The 18,667-nt window shown below is 42.3% G+C and carries 17 protein-coding genes; 10 read left to right on the top strand and 7 right to left on the bottom strand.

Annotated features, from left to right (window positions below; translation table 11 throughout):
- The first annotated feature begins 2 nt into the window (after positions 1 to 2).
- Both QNH28_RS18885 and QNH28_RS18880 read left to right on the top strand, forming a co-directional pair.
- Positions 3 to 428 (top strand): MarR family winged helix-turn-helix transcriptional regulator, encoded by a 426-nt coding sequence (locus QNH28_RS18885; RefSeq protein WP_283908041.1) that lies wholly within the window; start codon positions 3 to 5, stop codon positions 426 to 428.
- Positions 429 to 567: 139 nt separating this feature from the next.
- Complete coding sequence (locus QNH28_RS18880) at positions 568 to 1,953, top strand: MFS transporter (RefSeq protein WP_283908040.1); 1,386 nt, start codon at positions 568 to 570, stop codon at positions 1,951 to 1,953.
- A gap of 33 nt (positions 1,954 to 1,986) precedes the next feature.
- Here the strand turns inward: QNH28_RS18880 and QNH28_RS18875 are convergent, their stop codons facing one another.
- Genes QNH28_RS18875 through QNH28_RS18860 form a run of 4 tightly spaced genes read right to left on the bottom strand, consistent with a single transcriptional unit; the run spans position 1,987 to position 6,126 of the window.
- Positions 1,987 to 3,102 carry a GerAB/ArcD/ProY family transporter gene (locus QNH28_RS18875; RefSeq protein ID WP_283908039.1) on the bottom strand — a complete coding sequence of 372 codons (1,116 nt, stop codon included), beginning with the start codon at positions 3,100 to 3,102 and terminating at the stop codon, positions 1,987 to 1,989.
- 23 nt (positions 3,103 to 3,125) lie between these two features.
- A complete protein-coding gene (locus tag QNH28_RS18870) occupies positions 3,126 to 3,368 on the bottom strand; it encodes a hypothetical protein (RefSeq protein WP_283908038.1) in 243 nt (80 codons plus the stop codon).
- 5 nt (positions 3,369 to 3,373) lie between these two features.
- Complete coding sequence (locus tag QNH28_RS18865; protein ID WP_283908037.1) at positions 3,374 to 4,540, bottom strand: Ger(x)C family spore germination protein; 1,167 nt, start codon at positions 4,538 to 4,540, stop codon at positions 3,374 to 3,376.
- Between the two features lie 5 nt (positions 4,541 to 4,545).
- A complete protein-coding gene (locus QNH28_RS18860) occupies positions 4,546 to 6,126 on the bottom strand; it encodes a spore germination protein (protein WP_283908036.1) in 1,581 nt (526 codons plus the stop codon).
- A 195-nt stretch (positions 6,127 to 6,321) separates the two neighbouring features.
- Between QNH28_RS18860 and QNH28_RS18855 the strand changes: the two genes are divergently transcribed.
- The 3 genes from QNH28_RS18855 to hcp all read left to right on the top strand — a co-directional run bounded on the left by QNH28_RS18855 (position 6,322) and on the right by hcp (position 9,816).
- Positions 6,322 to 6,780, top strand: coding sequence for an SHOCT domain-containing protein (locus QNH28_RS18855; RefSeq protein ID WP_283908035.1), 459 nt, complete (start codon positions 6,322 to 6,324; stop codon positions 6,778 to 6,780).
- A 250-nt stretch (positions 6,781 to 7,030) separates the two neighbouring features.
- A complete protein-coding gene (locus tag QNH28_RS18850) occupies positions 7,031 to 8,431 on the top strand; it encodes an MFS transporter (RefSeq protein WP_283908034.1) in 1,401 nt (466 codons plus the stop codon).
- Positions 8,432 to 8,523: 92 nt separating this feature from the next.
- Positions 8,524 to 9,816, top strand: a complete 1,293-nt coding sequence (gene hcp / locus QNH28_RS18845) for a hydroxylamine reductase (RefSeq protein ID WP_283908033.1) — start codon at positions 8,524 to 8,526, stop codon at positions 9,814 to 9,816.
- A gap of 174 nt (positions 9,817 to 9,990) precedes the next feature.
- Here hcp and QNH28_RS18840 read toward each other — a convergent pair whose 3' ends face one another.
- Positions 9,991 to 10,881, bottom strand: a complete 891-nt coding sequence (locus tag QNH28_RS18840) for a LysR family transcriptional regulator (protein ID WP_283908032.1) — start codon at positions 10,879 to 10,881, stop codon at positions 9,991 to 9,993.
- 166 nt (positions 10,882 to 11,047) lie between these two features.
- Between QNH28_RS18840 and QNH28_RS18835 the strand changes: the two genes are divergently transcribed.
- Entirely contained in the window at positions 11,048 to 11,626 is a 579-nt protein-coding gene (locus QNH28_RS18835) for a sugar O-acetyltransferase (RefSeq protein WP_283908031.1), read from the top strand.
- 139 nt (positions 11,627 to 11,765) lie between these two features.
- On the opposite strand, the gene QNH28_RS18830 is transcribed toward QNH28_RS18835, so the two are convergent.
- Positions 11,766 to 12,239: a hypothetical protein gene (locus QNH28_RS18830; RefSeq protein WP_283908030.1), complete on the bottom strand. Its 474-nt coding sequence runs from the start codon at positions 12,237 to 12,239 to the stop codon at positions 11,766 to 11,768.
- A 290-nt stretch (positions 12,240 to 12,529) separates the two neighbouring features.
- On the opposite strand from QNH28_RS18830, the gene QNH28_RS18825 reads away from it, so the two are divergent.
- From QNH28_RS18825 to QNH28_RS18810, 4 genes are all read left to right on the top strand, one after another.
- On the top strand, positions 12,530 to 13,795 hold the full coding sequence (locus QNH28_RS18825; RefSeq protein WP_283908029.1) for a hypothetical protein: 1,266 nt from the start codon (positions 12,530 to 12,532) through the stop codon (positions 13,793 to 13,795).
- A 406-nt stretch (positions 13,796 to 14,201) separates the two neighbouring features.
- Entirely contained in the window at positions 14,202 to 16,004 is a 1,803-nt protein-coding gene (locus tag QNH28_RS18820) for an SgrR family transcriptional regulator (RefSeq protein ID WP_283912204.1), read from the top strand.
- A 380-nt stretch (positions 16,005 to 16,384) separates the two neighbouring features.
- Entirely contained in the window at positions 16,385 to 16,990 is a 606-nt protein-coding gene (locus QNH28_RS18815; RefSeq protein ID WP_283908028.1) for a YkoP family protein, read from the top strand.
- Positions 16,991 to 17,068: 78 nt separating this feature from the next.
- Positions 17,069 to 17,719 (top strand): polysaccharide deacetylase family protein, encoded by a 651-nt coding sequence (locus tag QNH28_RS18810; RefSeq protein WP_481858325.1) that lies wholly within the window; start codon positions 17,069 to 17,071, stop codon positions 17,717 to 17,719.
- 21 nt (positions 17,720 to 17,740) lie between these two features.
- On the opposite strand, the gene QNH28_RS18805 is transcribed toward QNH28_RS18810, so the two are convergent.
- Positions 17,741 to 18,580, bottom strand: coding sequence for an AraC family transcriptional regulator (locus tag QNH28_RS18805; protein ID WP_283908027.1), 840 nt, complete (start codon positions 18,578 to 18,580; stop codon positions 17,741 to 17,743).
- Between the last annotated feature and the right edge of the window lie 87 nt (positions 18,581 to 18,667).

Here is an 18,667-nt window from a genome sequence, read left to right as displayed (position 1 = left end):
CATTGGAATTAGAAAAATACATAGGAGTAATTGTACACCGGGCAGATTTGAAGCTTAATAACTATTATCAAAAAGTGGTTAATCCCTTTGATATTACGGTGGACCAATGGGAGATCCTCGTTATTCTTTGGGAAAGTGAAGGGATTACTCAAAAGGATATTGCTGAAAGACTATATAAAGATCAGACGAACATTGCGCGTATGCTCTTCAAGCTTGAAAAGAAAGGTTTTGTTCATCGTGTTACCCATGAGTCGGATAGAAGATCTTTACGTGTATATTTAACTTCAAAAGGTCGTGAAATAAAAGATGAGATTCTTGCTCCCTCTATTGAAGCGTATAGAAAGACCATTGAAGGGTTATCTGAGGAAGAGGTTGAAACCTTTAGAAGGCTACTTTCTGTAATCCATAATAATGTAAAGGATTTATAGTAGATATTGTTTGTAAAAAGAATGGATCGATAAACCTAATTAGTTGCTATGACGATTATCGTCAAGACTATTTCTTTAATTTTTATCTAATACTTGCTATGGCAACTAATGCTTCGACAATTATAAGGAGGATACAAAGATGAGAACAAGCAATAATAAAATCGGGATTTTTGATGCCCAGTACAGAGCGTTGACTATCGGTATTATTCTGGCAGTTACAACAGTAGCATTTGAGGGATTGGGAGTTACGACGATTGCACCAAAAGTGGCGCAAAGCTTGAACGCGATCCATTATTATGGTTGGATTTTTAGTGCATTTCTTTTATCCCAAATCATTGGCACAATGGTCATTGGACAGCAGATAGATAAGAATGGTGTATATAAATCATTTATAGTTGCTATTCTAATCTTTGTTACGGGTATCGTCATTGCAGCAGCTTCCTTCAATATTTACATGTTGATCGGCGGAAGAGCTTTTCAAGGTTTCGGAGCAGGTGCGCTTTTAACTTGTGTATACTCCAGCATTACTATAAGTTACCCTGACAGTCTAAGAACAAAAATACTTGCGGCATTCTCTAGTGCGTATATTCTTCCAGCATTAATTGGTCCTTATATCGCAGGGCTTTTGGCTGAAAATCTTTCTTGGAGGTTCGTGTTCTGGCTTGTTCTGCCATTTATTGTTCTATCTGTATGCTTAACGCTCCCATTATTTCGTAAGTTACAAACTGAAAATACTAATGCTTCATCGACTAAAAGAGGGAAGTATAAAGAAATATACGCAATTTTATTAACATTAGGAACGGGGCTGCTATTAGCTGGATTAGGATTTTTACCTTATTGGAAGGGGATTGTGATTTCTGTTGCAGGGGTTTTGATTATGATCCAACCTTTACGGAAACTGCTGCCAGAGGGTGCTTTAGTTGTTAGAAAAGGTTTGCCGGCAACCATTGTTACTAGAGGGCTGTTTGTTGCGTGCTACTATGCTGTTGAAAGCTATGTTGTTCTAGCTCTAACAAATGTTAAAGGGTTATCGGCAGATGTAGCGGGCTTAATCGTTGCTGCTGGGGCTATAAGTTGGTCAATAGCAGCGTGGTTGCAATCTAAGCTTGATGAACAAGACCATGGAAAGGGCCGTAAACAACGGGTGATGATTGGTGTTGCTTTTATGATAGTCGGGGTTGCGCTGGTCATAACCGTGATAGGAATTTCAGGTAATGGAATCGTCCTCGCGGTGTTCTCACAAATACTTACCGGTTTTGGAATAGGGCTGGCACATCCAACCACGGGAGCCATTGCGCTACAGCATGCTGAAGATGGTGATGCAGGTTCAATTTCAGCGAATATTCAATTTATTGATGCCTTTAGTCCTGCACTTAGCATCGGATTAGGCGGGGCCCTAATTACCATTAGTGAAACCTTTGGATGGGGCGTAATGACAGGAATCCTCTTGGCCTTATCGATCCAGCTTCTTTTCGTAATTTTAAGCTTTATAGCTACTTTTCGAATTGCGAAGAAGGCAAGCTGAAGAAGATATAATATATCTGTGATTAAAATTGGATTAGAACGGTTGATTCTTATGCTTTTTCATGTGGAATCTAATAAAAGTGACCAACAGAATCAGAAGAAACGGCAGGATGTAAGCCAAATTAGTGATCAACGGCCAAGTAGTGTTCACGATCTCTGTAAGCTCAGATTCTTGTGTGTAAGTCGTCACTGACAGCAGAAGGCAAATAAAAGCAAGCGGGAAGACAATCAGTCTTTCATTTTCCAATCTAAGAAGCTCCTTCATGACTTTAATAAGAATAAGCAGCAGGATTGAAGCCTTGAAATAGAAGCCAATAATCAATGAAAAACCGATCACGGACTCGACCCGTTCTATAGTTTCCTGAAAATAAATTAACCTCGCCAACTGGTACAATGAATATTTTAAGCTGCCGGACAGGGGTCCCAGTACCATAATACTGCTAATGACAGAAGCAATTAACGTCAGGGCATTTATAATGAGAGCCAGATACATTTGTTTTCCTAGCTTTGATTTATCTTCTTTATGCACAAAAGGTAAAATTATGGAAAAAACGATTAGCTCGGAATAGGGAAAGCCATAGACTACATATGCAGCACTCAGGATAGGTCTAACTCCATCAGGCATGATGGGCAGCAGGTATTCGGGATGATACAAACCTGCTACGAGAATCCAGACCAAGATAATAAATCCAAACATTAGAGACATTAAGACTGCGGCCATACGGGCAATTACTTCGATGCCAGCGAGCGCCGTCATGGCAATCATTATAAAAAACATCGTATTTACCGCATAAGTAGGCGTTTCTTTTAACATCGTACTTTTGAAAAAGGTACCGATCTCAATGACAATTCCTGCGACATTCCAAAACAAAACACATGTGAAAGGAAGTAATAGAACGAGAGTCAGTCCGTTTCCAAGCACAGCGCGGCTTTGTTCCACAAGTGATAGCTCTGGAGCTCGTCTATTTAAATATAGAATGCCGGATAGCAGAAGCATTCCTGTGGCCGAAGCAATGATGAGAGAAATCCAAGCTCCATTGCCAGCAAAGTTAGTTAGTGAAGCAGGGACGATGACGATTGAAGAACCTGTCATAAAGAAGAGAAACAGCATGGACATTTGGATAGAGCTAACACGTTCTTTCTTATTCATACGTTCCTCCTCTTTCTATACGCTTATGAAATAGCCGGGTTGATCCAATGGACGATGTGTTCAGCTGGACCTGTAAGTAGATTGAAGAGCGAGTCCAAATTAGGCCATGGCTTTGCTGCTATGAAGATAAACCCGAGATAAAGCACCGGCAGTAGAAGGACTCCATAGACCACTCGATCACGAACGGAGGCTTGTCTAAACTTTGGGATGTCATGGGCTAACATAGCGAAAGCTAGTAGCAGTACACAGATAATTTGTCCCAGCATAGCTACTACTCCTTTGTCCCGAATATTGTACCTGAGTTCATACCAGTGCTTAACACTTTGACTTCAACATTGATATCGAATTCAGTCTGAGCAATCTTTTCCTTCCATACCGGCTCTAATTGTTTCCACTGTTGCGGATTTCTTCGATAGATCTGATTACCAATTCCAAGTGCATCTACTTTTTTTGTTTTAAAAAAATCGGTAGTATGTTTCACCTGCTGTTCAACCTGAGCTACAATCCGTTGTTCAAATTGTTTCATGTCTTTAGATGTTTTTAAATGTGAACAGCGTAACTCTCCGATTGTACCTTCAATTGCAATTTTTACACCGACGGAAACAGAACCATTGTTCACGGTTGGAGTAAGTTTACTGTTGAAGGTGAGCACTTCAAGAGATTCCTTTTTTCGTAGCGCATTTTCGTTCTCATTGGTGCAAGGGAATTCTAAGGCTCCATAGATATATCTGTCCATCAGCATCATGAACGCTTCTGTATCTTTCTCCTTCAGAAGTTCTACCATTTTCCCGTCATGTATTAGCGCTAGTCCTGATATTATTGCTTTATTATCTACACTGGTCTTATGCAGGTAAGGTAGAACAGAAGTGTTGGAGGGACTGCACATTTGAATAGCCAGCTCATAGAGAGGGATTTTGGAAGTTTTTGCGGCATAAAGAGCACCACTCGTTTCCATTCTCTTATACTGTTGACCAATGGTTTGTTCAATAAACGGACTTACATCTAGAAAAGGCGCCGCGGCTTGTTCAGCAATGAGGGGAAGAACGGTACCACGTGGCTCTTGATCCCTAGAGAAAAAATCAAGCACTTCCCTTATGTTCACGTTTCTAGCTAATTGTTCACCGATTAAAATGACACGCATATGATCCCATTTGGCTTTGCGGCCGAATTTTGCAGGGATTTCTCGTATGGCTTCAAAAAAAGTCTCTCCACTCGTTGAAATATTAATCCCCTTGGACGCTGGATTCCCTGACTGCCCCATTTCAATTTTGGTCGAAGGATTATAGAAATGAGTCGTTATCACAAAGCGATCATCTTCACCTTGGTCAATGGCTACTGCTTGTACATACCCATACTCGTCAAGTTCTTTATTATCCCAGCATCCGCTAGTTAGGCTGAGAACAAGAAGGCAGATTAGCATGGTAGTAAGTCGTTTCACTATATCTACTTCCTTCCTGAAGTCTTTTTATATAAATGACGACTACGAGGTGAATGAAGCAGTAGCTTTCTCGGCAGTACAAAAATTGAAAAACGTACTTTTTTAAGGTCAAGGGGAGCCAACGACTCTAAATACGGCTCGCCTAAAGAGCGTAAGGTAGTCAGATGAAGATAAATCAGTATAAAACCAACCATGATTCCAAGCCCTCCGAACGTTGCCGCAAGAATCATTAATGGAAACCGCAAGATTCGCAGTGCAATGGCCATATTGTATTGAGGGAGCGCAAAAGAGGCAATACCCGTTAAGGCGACGACAATGACCATAACCGGAGAGGCGATTTGCGATTGTATAGCTGCTTGTCCTATGACCAATGCACCAACAATGCTGACGGCTGACCCGATCGGTCTAGGTAAGCGTATGCCCGCCTCTCTTAATAGCTCAAAGAAAAATTCCATGATCAATGCCTCGATCAAGGCAGGAAAGGGGATGCCTTCGCGCGAGTTAAGAATGGCAAGTAGCAAAACAGTGGGAATTAGTTCGGAATGGAAGTTGGATAACGCAATATATGTGCTAGGCAACAACAGCGCGATGATGAAGGCCGCCACTCTAATCAACCGTATTAAAGATGAAAAAATGGTTCGGTAATAATAATCCTCGCTATTCGTAAAAAATTCCAAGAAATTTCCAGGACAGATCAATATGGAAGGACTTCCGTTTACCATAGCAATAATCTTCCCGTCGAGTAGAGCGGTTATAGCTGTATCAGGTCGTTCTGTGTAGCGGACTTGTGGGAAGGGAGAGTAGAGAGAATCCCCGATCCACGCTTCGAGATAGGATACGTCAATAATCTCTTCCTTTTCGATATCTGCTATGCGTTGCTTGAACTGTTGTAATGTTTCTGGCTTCACTACTCCATCCAGGTAACCAAAGGACAACGTTCTTTGAACCTGCTTACCGGAAGTGAAGAACTCAAACTTAAGATTAGTAGTCTTTAATAAGCTACGAATAACACCAATATTACGCTCCAAGCTTTCTATAAAGCTGATGTGTGGGCCCTGTACGGTTGGCTCAGTAATAGGCTCAGAGGTTTGACGCTGCTCAATATCAAGTGCATAATATGCGACTGCTTTCTGCCAGCCATCAAAGAGAATTACAACCTTTCCGTCAAGAATTCCCTTAACGACCTGATTGATATTGTCCATCAATTCAAGGAGTGGGGAGGTAACCCCATTTTGTTCAAAGAAAGAGATGACATCTTTAACATTTACATCTGAGGTAGGACCTAGCTCATGCGGAACTAGATTTTGCAAAGTATCTTTAAAATAATTTGTAGGGTCAGACTTGGTAAGTGTATTGAAGTAGATTGCCAAGGCTTGATACCTAAGATCAGGACCATAGTTCCAAGGGATAATCTTTAGATCTGAACAATTGGCAAAACAATCGCTAATCATCTGTAAATTGTCCTCGAGAGATTCAGATATGGCATGGGAAGAGAGATCCTTTGTTGAAAGCTCAATTTCGGCTTCGGCCTGAGGCTGCGACTTGGGTTCAGACTTAGGCTTCTTGGCGCTGAATAATTTCCGCATGCTATTCTCCTTAAATGAGTAAGATGTTAGGTGCTTTTTATCTTCTCCCTTATTAAGGAATTTATTCGGTGGGGGATTCGTGAACTGAAATCCATGAAATTTATTTTTCGGTATTTTTATTCTTTTGATTTTATTATGAAGTAGAGGATAAATATAGAAGAAATCTGTAAATATATGATAAGATAGGGGTATCTTATGAATGAGGTGGATAATATGATACACGAGATCAGCGGCGGTACATCATCTCTTGAACTATACGAGGATTACCTAGTAATTAAGCCTAGTAATGTTCAGAAATTGGGAGGACAAACTCAAACAATTCCCTTGGATTCCGTCATTACGATCAGTATAGTTAAGCCCTTTTTAAAAGTCCCTTATTTACAAGTAATTACAGCCAGCCTTCAAACATCGAAAAAGGATAATTTGAAAGGAGCGAGTGCTAACGTTGTTCTTATTCAACCGGGAAAAATGAAAATCGCCGAAAAAATTCGTGATTACATAGCAGTATATAAATCAGAAAAACACAATCGCCCTAATCCTCCAGCTCCTGTTGGGTCTATCGATGATTTGAGACAGCTAGCAGAACTTAAGGATTCTGGTATCATAACTCCAGAAGAATTTGAAGCCAAGAAAAAGCAAATCCTTGGATTATAAAATAGACTTTTTTCGTTCAATGCATGACTCTTATCGATTAAATAACTTCTGTATAGATGAAGTAGTCTGCACGACACAAAATACGAAGCAGCTTGTTCTCCGATTACGGGGAATAAGCTGCTTCGTTGTCTTTTTAGGACTTAAAAGACAGCCCTCTCTTTATCCCATCTTTATGGGATTGGTCCTGGCAATGGATCTACTTATAATTGTTAATAATTCTTAGACAAATATGAGTGGGGACGGGATCAGTATGAATGTTGCAAAAAGTACAGAGCTAGCGGGCACCCGTAGGCGGAGATTGGGTATGATGGCGGCTATTTGTATGGGAGCTTTTATTTCCCATTTTACAGCCGGAATTATGAATGTATCGCTTCCTTTTTTTATAGATCATTTTCAGACGGAGCTTGCAAAGGGTTTATGGATCACAACAGGGTACCTACTAGTGATTACTGCGCTTCTCCCTCTGATGGGAAAGCTGGGTGATCGTTATGGGTTTCGCCGAATTCATAATCTCGGATATGTGATTTTTACAGTTGGTTCGATCTTGGTCGCTTTTTCACCTAATCTGCCAATATTGTTTACGCTTAGAGTTGTGCAGGGCATAGGCGCTGCGATGTTCCAAGCAACGAATATTGCGCTCATCACCATCCATATGCCGAAAGAGAAAAGAGGACATGCACTCGGAATTCTGAGTACGGCTGTCGCACTGGGCGGGATGACAGGCCCTATTGCGGGAGGGTTGATTGCGGAGTGCCTTAGCTGGCAGTGGCTATTTTTGATCCATGTTCCTGTGGCGATTGTGGCTACAGTTATGGCTTACCGGTACATTCCGAGCCGTGTGCAAGATCGTAAGTCGGGAACTGTCGGCATCGTGGGGGCTAGCTTGTTCATGGTATGGATCACGTTGCTTCTTCTCGTGATAACAAATGGGAGAAAATGGGGCTGGGTGTCTACGCAGACGATGGTGAGTTTGATGGGGGTTATCCTGCTGTTGGTCACATTTCTATTATGGGAACGGAGGCAAAAGACGCCTTTTCTACCGCTTCGGGCGCTGAGAATACCTGCTGTGGCGGGTGGCTTAATCGTTAGCTGTGCCTCTTTTGTTCTTTCTAATACCGTGCTTGTCCTTATTCCATTCTATTTGATGGGAACAACGGTTCAGTATTCGTCCTCGATGACTGGTTACATTATGGCGGCTTACCCGATTGCATTAGCCTTTGCAGGTCCTCTTGCAGGTTACTGGTCGGATCGTCATGGCTCTCGTCGGCTAATGCTAATGGGGCTGAGCTGCATGGGAGGCGGGTTCGTCTTGTTGCTTGTATTTTTAGAGAATATCCCGGTCTATGGAATCGTTGCGATTCTATGTCTTATTGGACTTGGGATGGGGCTCATTGCTTCTCCGAATAATAGCTATATTATGCAGCAGACACCTAGGGGACACGTGGGTTCGATTGGAGGAATCATTGCCTTAACACGAAATGCTGGAATGGTTTTTGGCTCAGCGCTCGGGCTTGGAATGATGAGTGGAGAGATAGGGCAGGAGAATCCGTTTCAGGCATTTAAAATGGTTTTTGGAATTAATATTATTATTTGTATAGGCGTTATTATCTTGATGGTTGTTATCAATAAACGGACATATAAATCTGCTTGATCAAAAAAATGTGTGTGTAATCACAACTCAAGGTTTGGTGTTCTGTTACGTTGGGAGTAACGAAAGATTATCTAGATATGGAGGATAACGATATGTTTTGTTACCAGTGTGAACAGACACCGACTGGCGGTTGCACCGTTGTGGGAGTATGTGGAAAAAATGAAACCATTGCGAGTTTGCAGGACACGATGATTTTTGCCTTAAAAGGAATCGCAGCCTATGCGACACATGCTCGGCAGCTAGGATATAGTGATCCTGAGGTGGATCGTATCACCCATGAAGCTTTGTACATGACCTTGACCAATTCCAACTTTAATACGCAGGAGCATTTGGAAATGGCGATGAAAGTCGGAGAAGCGGCGGTTCGCGTCATGGATCTGCTGGATCGTGCGCATACGGATCGGTTTGGGATTCCGCAACCAATCACAGTCAGTCAGAATAAAATAGAAGGTCAATGTATTGTGGTGACAGGGCATAATTTGTATGCACTCGAGGAATTGCTGCGGCAGACGGAAGGAAAGGGCATCAACATCTATACCCACTCGGAAATGTTGCCTGCCCATGGCTATCCAGCGCTTAAGAAGTATAAGCATCTGAAAGGCAACATCGGCAAAGCTTGGTACGATCAGCGTAGGTTGTTCGAGCAGTTTCCCGGTGCGATCCTTGCAACCACAAACTGTGTGATGCCGATTAAAGGCACGTACGCAGACCGCTTTTTCTCATATGAAGTAGCAGGACTAGAAGGTGTCGCGAAAATCACGAATGATGATTTCTCCCCACTGATTAACCGTGCGCTATCATTACCTGCGGCTGATGTAGAGTCAGATCTGGTACTTACGACAGGATACCATCATGAAACAGTAATCGGGCTGGCACCAGAGATCATTCAGGCTGTCAAAGACGGGCATATCCGCCGGTTTTTCGTGATTGCAGGCTGTGACGCACCAGGCAAAGGTGGGAATTACTACCGCGAGTTGGCGACGTCCTTACCGAACGATACCGTCATTTTAACCACTTCTTGCGGAAAATTCCGCTTTAATGACGTAGATTATGGAACTGTTGGAGACACAGGCATTCCGCGTTATATTGACCTTGGGCAATGTAATAATTCTGGTTCTACGGTGAAGATTGCTTTAGCTCTGGCTGAGGCATTTGATTGTACGGTGAACGAGCTACCTGTCAGCATCGTGCTGTCCTGGTTTGAGCAAAAAGCGGTAGCCATTCTGCTTGGTTTGTTCAGTCTTGGCATTCAGGATATTCGTATCGGACCGAAACCGCCTGAGTTTATCTCGGATGGGGTGTTGGATGTGTTGGTAGAGCTTTTTGGGTTAAAGTTGATTACCACTGCCGAGGAAGATATGAATGCGATGTTGGCGTTGTCGTAGGTTAATATGGGTGCTTAACACTTGAGACATATGGAGTTCTGTGTGTTATAGGTTAGGGCACAACATTTAATATTGCAAGACTAAGCTCAAGCTGAGAAAAAAACTTGGGCTTTTCTTGCGTTTTGAAGACATGTTACGACTGGGGGATCGCTTTTCCATGGTTACTGTCTACAGTTATGAATTGTATATTTTTATATTGTTTCGAAGCTGATCTAAAAATTTATTTGCTGCATTAGAAAACACTTGATGTTTTTTCCAGATAATATTTAAATTAGCTTCTAATTTGGGGTTTAAAGGCTTAAAGCAAAGCTTGCTTTCTCCTGATGTATTAATAAGCTTATCCAAGCATAGTGCATATCCAATATTTTCTTCTACCATTTGTGCAGCATTGTAAAGTAGATTATAAGTTGCGACAATATTGAGATCCTCAATATTCGTTCCAAACCATCCTGTGAATTCGTTACTGACAGCAGTTTGACGAGAGATCAACAATGGTTGATCTATTAAATCTAATGGCTGAATGAACTGCTTGTTGGCTAGAGGACTATCTTTGCGCATTAAAACGCCCCAGACATCAGTAGCTGGTAATTTTATATAATCGTATTGTTGTTTATCTGTGGGTTCTATGACAATGCCAAAGTCTAATAATCCACTGTCTAACCTACTAGTAATATCGTCAGCATTACCACTGTATAAATCAAATCGAATACTTGGATAATGTTCAAGTAATTCTTTTGATGCTCTGGCAATGAAATTCATAGCTTCTGTTTCACCACCACCAATGTGAATTTCTCCGCTAATCAGTTCTTTTGATTCTTTAAAACTGGACTCGGTTTTATCTACTAGCTCAACGATTTCCTTCGCTTTTTTAAATAAGTACTTCCCTTTATCTGTTAAAGTAATTTTCCGATTTCCTCTTTCAAATAAAGTTGCTCCTAATTCCATTTCAAGGTCTTTTAATTGTCTTGATAATGTTGGTTGAGACAAATGCAGCTTTTTTGAGGCAGCCGATATATTCTCTTCATTTGCTACAGCTATGAAATAGCGTAGTACACGAATTTCCATAACAGTCTCCTTATTATATCTATGCTTAAAAAGCATAAGAGAGTATTTAGTATAAGTATTAGTTATTCGAATCATATCAACTTATGATGTGAATGAAAAGGTTGAACTCTAAACTAAGAACCTCATTATCAGAAGTATAATTAAATTGGGCTGGTGATTTTTAAAAATGGAGATGAAAGAATTTATTAATTTTTGTAAGAAGGGAAATTCAATTTCGGGTGAGGATAAAGAATTGCATGGATTATTAACTCAATGCAGTTATCAAGCTCAAAAGATCACAATGGAATTGAATACATCCTATCATTCAAAAGAAGAAATAGTGGAGATTTTTAGTGAACTTACAGGCAATAAAGTTGATTCGTCGTTTATGTGTTTTCCACCGTTTTATACAGACTTTGGGAAAAATATCACTGTAGGGAAGAATGTGTTTTTCAACACAGGCTGTTCCTTCCAAGATAGAGGTGGAATTAGTATAGGGGACGGTACAATGATGGGTATGAATGTCACGATTGCTACTCTTAATCATGGGTTTTCTTTAGAAACGAGAAATGTAACCTATCCTTCTCCGGTTGTCATTGGAGACAATGTATGGATTGGATCAAACGCAACCATACTGCCCGGGGTGAAGATTGGAGATAACTCTGTTGTTGCGGCAGGAGCAGTTGTCACTAAAGATGTTCCAGCGAATACTGTCGTTGCAGGAGTACCGGCAAAAGAGCTAAAAAAAATTATTAACAATTTGTAATACATCTTAAAAACTCAAGCGTAATGCCGCTTGAGTTTTTTTATTCATGCATATGGCATTTCGTTAGTAGGTAATCCAGGCACACAAGCCAAAACGATCATAAAAAAGATTAGCATCAGTGATTACTGGCGGGGTTTTGTTATATGATCATCCCCATTTCACGGAGTCTATCTTTAATTTTCTTTATACGAGCTTCTTTTTCGGTAGCTTCACTTAATACCACTACAGATGTTTCGTTATACTTCTTTATAATCCTCTTTAAAGTTAATTCTTTTATTTCCTTTTTACTCTGCATTGTAATACGAGGGACAATGGTATGGTTTTCAATGGTCTTGGGATCTGCAGAAATTCGTTCTAGTAAACGAAGTAGAAGCATCAGTCTTTTGTATCCCACCCCCCGAACCTGGTAAAGCTCTTTCCATGTGGCATTTAATAGTTGGTCAAGGTCTGTATATCCCTTGGAGTATAGAGCATTTATGAGGCCTGTTAAATTTGGTCCCTGTTCTTCTACATAAGCCACAGCTACAATACAAGCAATATCCTTATTATAAAGATGTGCTGGAAGTGGGAAAAATTGTATTAATGCCGCATTTCCATCGATGATGTCATTCATGTTGATTTACCTCCAATAAAATTTATGGTCACTATAACACGATTAAGGATGAAGTCTATTTTGAGAGTCATGCAATTCCTCCATTAACGGGTCTAAAGCCCATGAACATTATTTAACCCCAAGCTACTGATCATTTTCTGAACAGTAGCAAATTCCATTGCATGAGCTTGTAGAATATGTAGCAGATTTACTAATGAATAGGTAACAAAGGATTTCATGATCCGCTGCGCTTCATAATCAACGCTATGTAATGGTATGATGTAAGCATCAATTTTACGAGGTGTATTAATATGGATATCCGAATTAAAGAACTAGTTAATGCTACACAACAAACCTATGGATTGGACAACTACTACTTACACTCTCATGAAATTTATCGTGACGTTACGATGCTGGGAGAGACCAACTATTTTCTTAGTATGGAATGGTTTCCTGCACATATTAAGGAATGGAAGGAAGATTACAATCCGGAAGGAACTGCCGTCATTACGATTGACCTGCAATCTCGTAATTATAAAAGTGTAATTTTTGTTGGTGGGAAATCTTATGCGAATGGGACACCGTTCCAGAACATTGAATTAAACGGCGTTATCCAGTGGATAGAGACCGAAGTAGGGATTGTTTATGGTGAACAATTCCAAATAGTGAAGGAACGGATAGGAGAATATTATTTTGCTGAATGTTTAGACGGCATACCTGTCTCCCCTGGCTGGCAGTCGGAGCTTCGATTCGATCCGGAAGGTAGGCTCACTTTTTACAGTGTATATGGCCAATTTCTTTCCAGCTCTCTTGAGCAAAAAAGGGATTATTCACTCACTCTTCAAGAGATAGAGCCACTGGCGAGGGAACAACTACAGCTTATAGAATATCCGGTGTACGAGATGAAGCAACTCTTGCCGATCTATGGGATAGAGGAAATCTACATTACAAATGATGGAACCACCACAATCCCATTTGAGGTTATATCAGGTACGAGAGGACGACTGAATATTGAACAAGTGATGGCTTGGGAACAAGCGAACACAGAGGCGTTCGAAAGGACGGAGATTCGTCTGCAAGAAGTTGTTACCATTGAGCAGGCAATAGCTCGTGAACCGCATCCAGACTCATTTCCTATCACAGACGCAGAACAAGCTAAATGTATAACGGCAGTCGAAGCTGGTTTAAGCCAGCTCTATCCGGATGAATCCGGACAATGGATACTGAAGACGTTGCATCGGGAAAGAGGACATATTCAAGCAACACTGAGGATGAAAGCGCCAAGTAATCGTATATTCCAGCGTAAGATCCTCCTGTTCATCGATGTGCAGAATTACAAGGTTATAAATTATATGGATAACAAGCCAATGCTCGATACGTTTGATGAGTTTCAGATCGAAGGGGAAATTGCTGTAAGTCATGACGAAGCGTATGAAAAGCTCAAGAAATGGCTCGAATTAAAACCTGTCTATGTGAATGATCCTGGGCAGAAGAAGTATGTGCTGTGCGGGAAGCTAGATTGTAATTATGCTGTGAAGGCCACTAGCGGAGATGTGGTGGAGTTGGATAGTATATAGACGAAATGAGTTTATAGCTCATGCGCTTCCTGTAGCCCAGATGAAAACATTCCAAAAGACGACGTTCATGTCGTCTTTTTTCGTATATCCTGAGGAATTTGTCATGATGGTTATAGAAGGTGAATACCAGTTTACGAATGACTAGCCGAGCTTTTTGTGTCACTTCTTTTAATTTTCCATATGCAATCCTGAATTCGCCTCAAAAGCCGCCAACTCATTTCTGCCTCTCGATATTCACTCAGTTTTTCGAACATATATGGATGTTCCAACATGTGTTCTCCCCCGCTTCCTTATTTCTGTAAGACTTATTATGCGCTGTTCAAAAGGGGATAAAAAGCGTATAATATCCACACGTGATTTCCTCTTTTAAAGAGAATAACCGAAAGGAGGTAGAAAAAAGGTGATCATGACTGAACGGTATTTTACGCTATATGATCGCTTCGGCGGAGGGGGGAGTAAGGGACTGCCCGTAGTAGCTACCTTGGAGGAGCTGTCGGAAGCGTTATACTGCACAACTCGGAATGCGAAACTTATCCTGCGCAGGCTGGAGGAAGAAGGTCTGATTGAGTGGCTGCCGGGGCGCGGACGTGGGAACCGCTCGCGGATTGCTTTCAAGGCGGACAAGGAAAGCTTCCTGCTAAACTTGATCCAGAACTGGGTAGAAAAAGGGGATTATAAGCAAGCTTTTGAATGGCTGCAATTGTTCGGTGAGGGCACGCTTGCCAAGCCCAAATTCCTTGAATGGCTAAACGGTCAATTCGGCTACCGAAAAGAGGAAGCTCGTGATGGCATCTCTGCGAGTGACACACTGCGCTTCCCCATTTACAGTCCGATCACGACCTTTGATCCTGCTGAAGTAAGCTTTTGCGCCGACGCGCATCTGTTGCGGCAAATTTACGATCGCCTCCTCCGGTTTGATGAAGCTGCGGGCAAAATTGTACCGAGTATCGCTCATCATTGGACGTCCAATGCAGAAGCGAGTGAGTGGACCTTCTATCTACGTAAAGGGGTGCACTTCCATGACGGGCACGAACTGACCTCAAGAGACGTAGCATTTACGCTGGAGCGTTTGCGCGGAGACACCAATAACCGCTGGCTGCTGCGAGGTGTAGAACGGATTGAAGCGCTAAGCCCACGTGTAATAAGATTGCATTTGAAGCAGCCGAACCGAATCTTCGACAGGTACATGTGCTCCAGCGCAGCATCCATCTTGCCTGCCAACTTGGGTGGTATGGAAGAGACGGACTTTTGGCGGCAGCCGATCGGCACCGGCCCTTTTCGGATCGTCTCGCAATCATCGCACTGCATCGAGTTGGCTGCCCACGCTGCCTATCATGAAGGAAGACCCTACTTGGATGGTGTGGATATGATTACCATGCCGGAGGAATGTCTTCAGTCAGCAATAAATATGCCTGAGGTGCTGCATCACGAGTTCGTCGAGAATCATCCGCTGGGAAAGAACAACGAAAACTGGCAGACGCTAAAGCAATTAAGCAATGGCTGCACGATGCTAACTTGGAACCTTCGACGGCCGGGTCCACAGCAGTCGGAGGCGTTCCGCCGGGCGGTGCGCATGATTCTGAATACTGGCGACCTGGTCTCAGAACTGGGGGGGGATCGCGTACTTTCTGCTTTCGGTTTCCGCCCGGAAGCGAGCCAATCCCGTTCTGTTGAGCCGTTCCGCCTAGATCGTGTAAAAACTGTTCTGCGTGAATCGAACTATGACGGTTCAGTGATCCGCTTCACTGCCCACGAGAAGTTTGAGGAAGATGCCCGATGGATTGTGGACAGACTTGAGCAGTGGAATATTAAGGTAGATCTAAAGATTGTTACGTGGGAAGATAGACCTGGCTGTGGCAGTCCGCTTTACGACGAAGATTTGATGATCGTAGGATTCACCCTCGCTGAAGACGAGGTGTGTGAAATTGAAGTTTATGAGCACGGGGACAGTCCTTTCCAGGCGTATTTGGACGACGAGCTTCTGGGTTGGATCAACGGAAGAATTGACGATGCCTTAAGAGCCGATACCGAAGCTGGCAGACGCCAGTACTTGAAGGGGATTGAGGAGCATTTGAGCGACGAAGCTTCGGTCATTTTTCTCCATCATAAAGAGTTTCGGACATACCTGCATCCTACAATCCGCGGCGTTCATTTGAATACACTCGGGTGGATCGATTTTAAGGATATCTGGCTGGAAAAGCTGACCTAAGCAAGCATCCTTGAACACGTGAGACAAAATTTAGAAAATTGACAACATAACGAAGCGGCTTTCCTCTTAAGCAGAGATTTCTGCAAAGGGGAAAGCCGCTTTTTGCTATTTTACCAATGAGGTCAGCAAGAGATTTTTTTAACTAGATACCCAAAATGTAGATCCAAATGAAAATAATTGTATAAAAATTTGATATACGCGCAGAGAAATTCCGGTGAATAGCGTCAAATAGAAGTAGACGTTAAGAAAGATTTGATGTGGTTCATTATGTTCCTTGTTGCAGTCGAACAGTTCTTAAGCTTTTTGTAAGAATCGGATAAGAAAAAAGAAAGTTCCGTTATGTACAATGTATGAAATGAGAGACTATAACCGTTTTAAGGATGGTGGATGAGTTGGGTTTCAAAATACGTAAAACAACGGTGCAGTCCGTCTGGATGATGTGGGAAAAAGCTTTTGCGTTGCTTTCACATTTTCGCGGATCGCATAAGTCGCGCTTTGGTATATGTACCGTGATGCTAAAAAAGCACCGGGGACAGCCTATTGTATGCCAAGACGCCACGGTCATCAATCAGGGTGAGTGGGTGGGAGAACTCCACCTCGACAACGAAAGAATTTTGAAGTTGATCCGGTCTGAAGGATCAGATCGTGCCGCACTGCAAACGGCTCGCATGCTGCGCAAATCCATGCAGCAAATTAATGAAGCCTTCGAATCGCAGTCCGAGTTCAGACAGGTCAAGGCTTTATTGGGGATTACACTGCTCCACCGGGGATTAACACACGGTCTTGGTTTTGAACAACAAAATATAAAGTCCGGCGTTTTTGAACGCATCACCACCATCTATCTTCGATTGCTGCTGTCTGCCATGCATCCGGAAGGGAGACAAAGAATCAGTCGGCGAACCGAACAACTGGTCCCGATGCTACTGATTCATTCACGGGCCTCACTGAAAAATCGGTTCTCACCCGGACAGAACTACTCTGGATAGGTCTTAAGCTTGTTATATGGAGGTGTAATCATTCTTACATATCTGATAGGAGCAATACTATGTACCGCCACTCTTTACATGTTTATTCCGAGTTTGATAACGCGAGTGAGCGGCTTTGGTGTTTTTCGCAAAGGAACGGTAAAAAAACAGGTGGCTTTCACTTTTGATGATGGGCCACATCCGAAATATACGCCGGAATTGCTGGATTTATTGAAGTTACATCAAGTGAAGGCTACTTTTTTCGTGCTTGGATCGCGAGCGGAGCAGTATCCAGACCTGATCAGAAGAATGGATCGGGAAGGCCATCAGATTGGCATCCATAATTATTGTCATACCTCTAACTGGCTGATGCTGCCCAGTACTATTAGGCGAGAACATCTGGACCGCTCCGCTGATATTATAGAGTCTATCGTTGGAACCAGACCCACTCATTACCGTCCACCCTGGGGATTAATCAATCTATTTGATTTCTTTCGATACAAGCAGTATCGAATTGTTCTATGGTCGCTGAAGGCAGACGACTGGAACACCCGGGTTTGTCAAACCCGGATGCAGGCCACTCTGTTAGGTGGAATCACCGATGGCACCGTTGTCTTACTTCACGACAGTGGTGAGACTGTGGGCGCGGACCGGCATGCTCCTTATTTTATGCTGCAAGCTTTAGAAGAAGTGCTAAACCAACTGCAGGCAAGAAACCTGCAATTTGTTCGGCTTGACGAAATGTCGTGACGTATTCCAGTGATTTTGCTGTTAAGACTTAAATTGTTTGCGGAAGCAGAGCGGCGAGATGCCCATCATTAATTTGAAGGTTCGTCCAAAATGGGAGGTGTTATCAAACCCAACCATGCCTGCAATTTCAGTAACATTAAAAGAAGAGCCAACCAGCAAATCACGCGCTTCTTTAATACGGATGTTATTGATATATTCAATGAACCTGAACCCGGTGGATTCTTTAAAAGTTCGGCATAAGTAGGAAGAGCTTATGTCGAATTTCCGTGAAATCTCACAGAGCTTAAGCGGTTCCATATAATGTTGATTTACATAATTAACGATGTCCAGGACTTTCTTGTGTGTACGATTGGATTCCACCAATGGAGCTACACGGCTGTCAAATAATTTACGATTAAGATAGAGGAGCAACTCCACCAATAATAGTTGTTGGTACTGTTCATATCCGCGGGCTTGCTTCTTCCCCTCCTGGATCATCTTCTGAAAAAGCTGTTCGATGAAATACTGATCCTTCCCGGTCATCTTCAAAGCGCGGTAATCACTTTTGAACAATTCGAGTAGTTCCTCACATTGACCGCCGGTGCAGAAATGCTGCAGGAATTCTTTTTTAAACAGCAGTGTAACCCGTTCATACATATTGCAGCCGGAATTAACCAGTTTGTGCATTTCGTGAATATCCGTAAATAGCAACGTTCCGCCCGCAACCTGGTAGGTTCTGTCCCCTATAAAATAATAAAAATCCCCGGATATTAAATACAGAATCTCATATGCATCATGATAGTGTCTTGAAGGCATGCTGGTGTATACCTGTTTCTTGCGGCTGATGTCAAAAAGAGTAGACTCATAAAATACCGGTTTCATTCTGCACCTCCTAAGTGGATTGTAGACTCAATCTATGGTTTGTAGCAACATATGTATAAAATTTAATAATTACAAGAAAATACGTGC

Origin of the sequence: Paenibacillus sp. G2S3, from assembly GCF_030123105.1 — a bacterium.
Classification (GTDB): domain Bacteria; phylum Bacillota; class Bacilli; order Paenibacillales; family Paenibacillaceae; genus Paenibacillus_AQ.
Note: the sequence above shows the minus strand (reverse complement) of the source record. Positions and strands in the feature narration are given on the sequence as shown.

Coding starts and splice junctions, on each gene's coding strand:
- QNH28_RS18880 (WP_283908040.1), top strand. CDS start 568: ATGAGAACAAGCAATAATAAAATCGGGATTTTTGATGCCCAGTACAGA.
- QNH28_RS18875 (WP_283908039.1), bottom strand. CDS start 3,102: ATGAATAAGAAAGAACGTGTTAGCTCTATCCAAATGTCCATGCTGTTT.
- QNH28_RS18870 (WP_283908038.1), bottom strand. CDS start 3,368: ATGCTGGGACAAATTATCTGTGTACTGCTACTAGCTTTCGCTATGTTA.
- QNH28_RS18860 (WP_283908036.1), bottom strand. CDS start 6,126: ATGCGGAAATTATTCAGCGCCAAGAAGCCTAAGTCTGAACCCAAGTCG.
- QNH28_RS18855 (WP_283908035.1), top strand. CDS start 6,322: ATGAATGAGGTGGATAATATGATACACGAGATCAGCGGCGGTACATCA.
- QNH28_RS18850 (WP_283908034.1), top strand. CDS start 7,031: ATGAATGTTGCAAAAAGTACAGAGCTAGCGGGCACCCGTAGGCGGAGA.
- hcp (WP_283908033.1), top strand. CDS start 8,524: ATGTTTTGTTACCAGTGTGAACAGACACCGACTGGCGGTTGCACCGTT.
- QNH28_RS18840 (WP_283908032.1), bottom strand. CDS start 10,881: ATGGAAATTCGTGTACTACGCTATTTCATAGCTGTAGCAAATGAAGAG.
- QNH28_RS18835 (WP_283908031.1), top strand. CDS start 11,048: ATGGAGATGAAAGAATTTATTAATTTTTGTAAGAAGGGAAATTCAATT.
- QNH28_RS18830 (WP_283908030.1), bottom strand. CDS start 12,239: ATGAATGACATCATCGATGGAAATGCGGCATTAATACAATTTTTCCCA.
- QNH28_RS18825 (WP_283908029.1), top strand. CDS start 12,530: ATGGATATCCGAATTAAAGAACTAGTTAATGCTACACAACAAACCTAT.
- QNH28_RS18820 (WP_283912204.1), top strand. CDS start 14,202: ATGACTGAACGGTATTTTACGCTATATGATCGCTTCGGCGGAGGGGGG.
- QNH28_RS18815 (WP_283908028.1), top strand. CDS start 16,385: ATGGTGGATGAGTTGGGTTTCAAAATACGTAAAACAACGGTGCAGTCC.
- QNH28_RS18810 (WP_481858325.1), top strand. CDS start 17,069: ATGTTTATTCCGAGTTTGATAACGCGAGTGAGCGGCTTTGGTGTTTTT.
- QNH28_RS18805 (WP_283908027.1), bottom strand. CDS start 18,580: ATGAAACCGGTATTTTATGAGTCTACTCTTTTTGACATCAGCCGCAAG.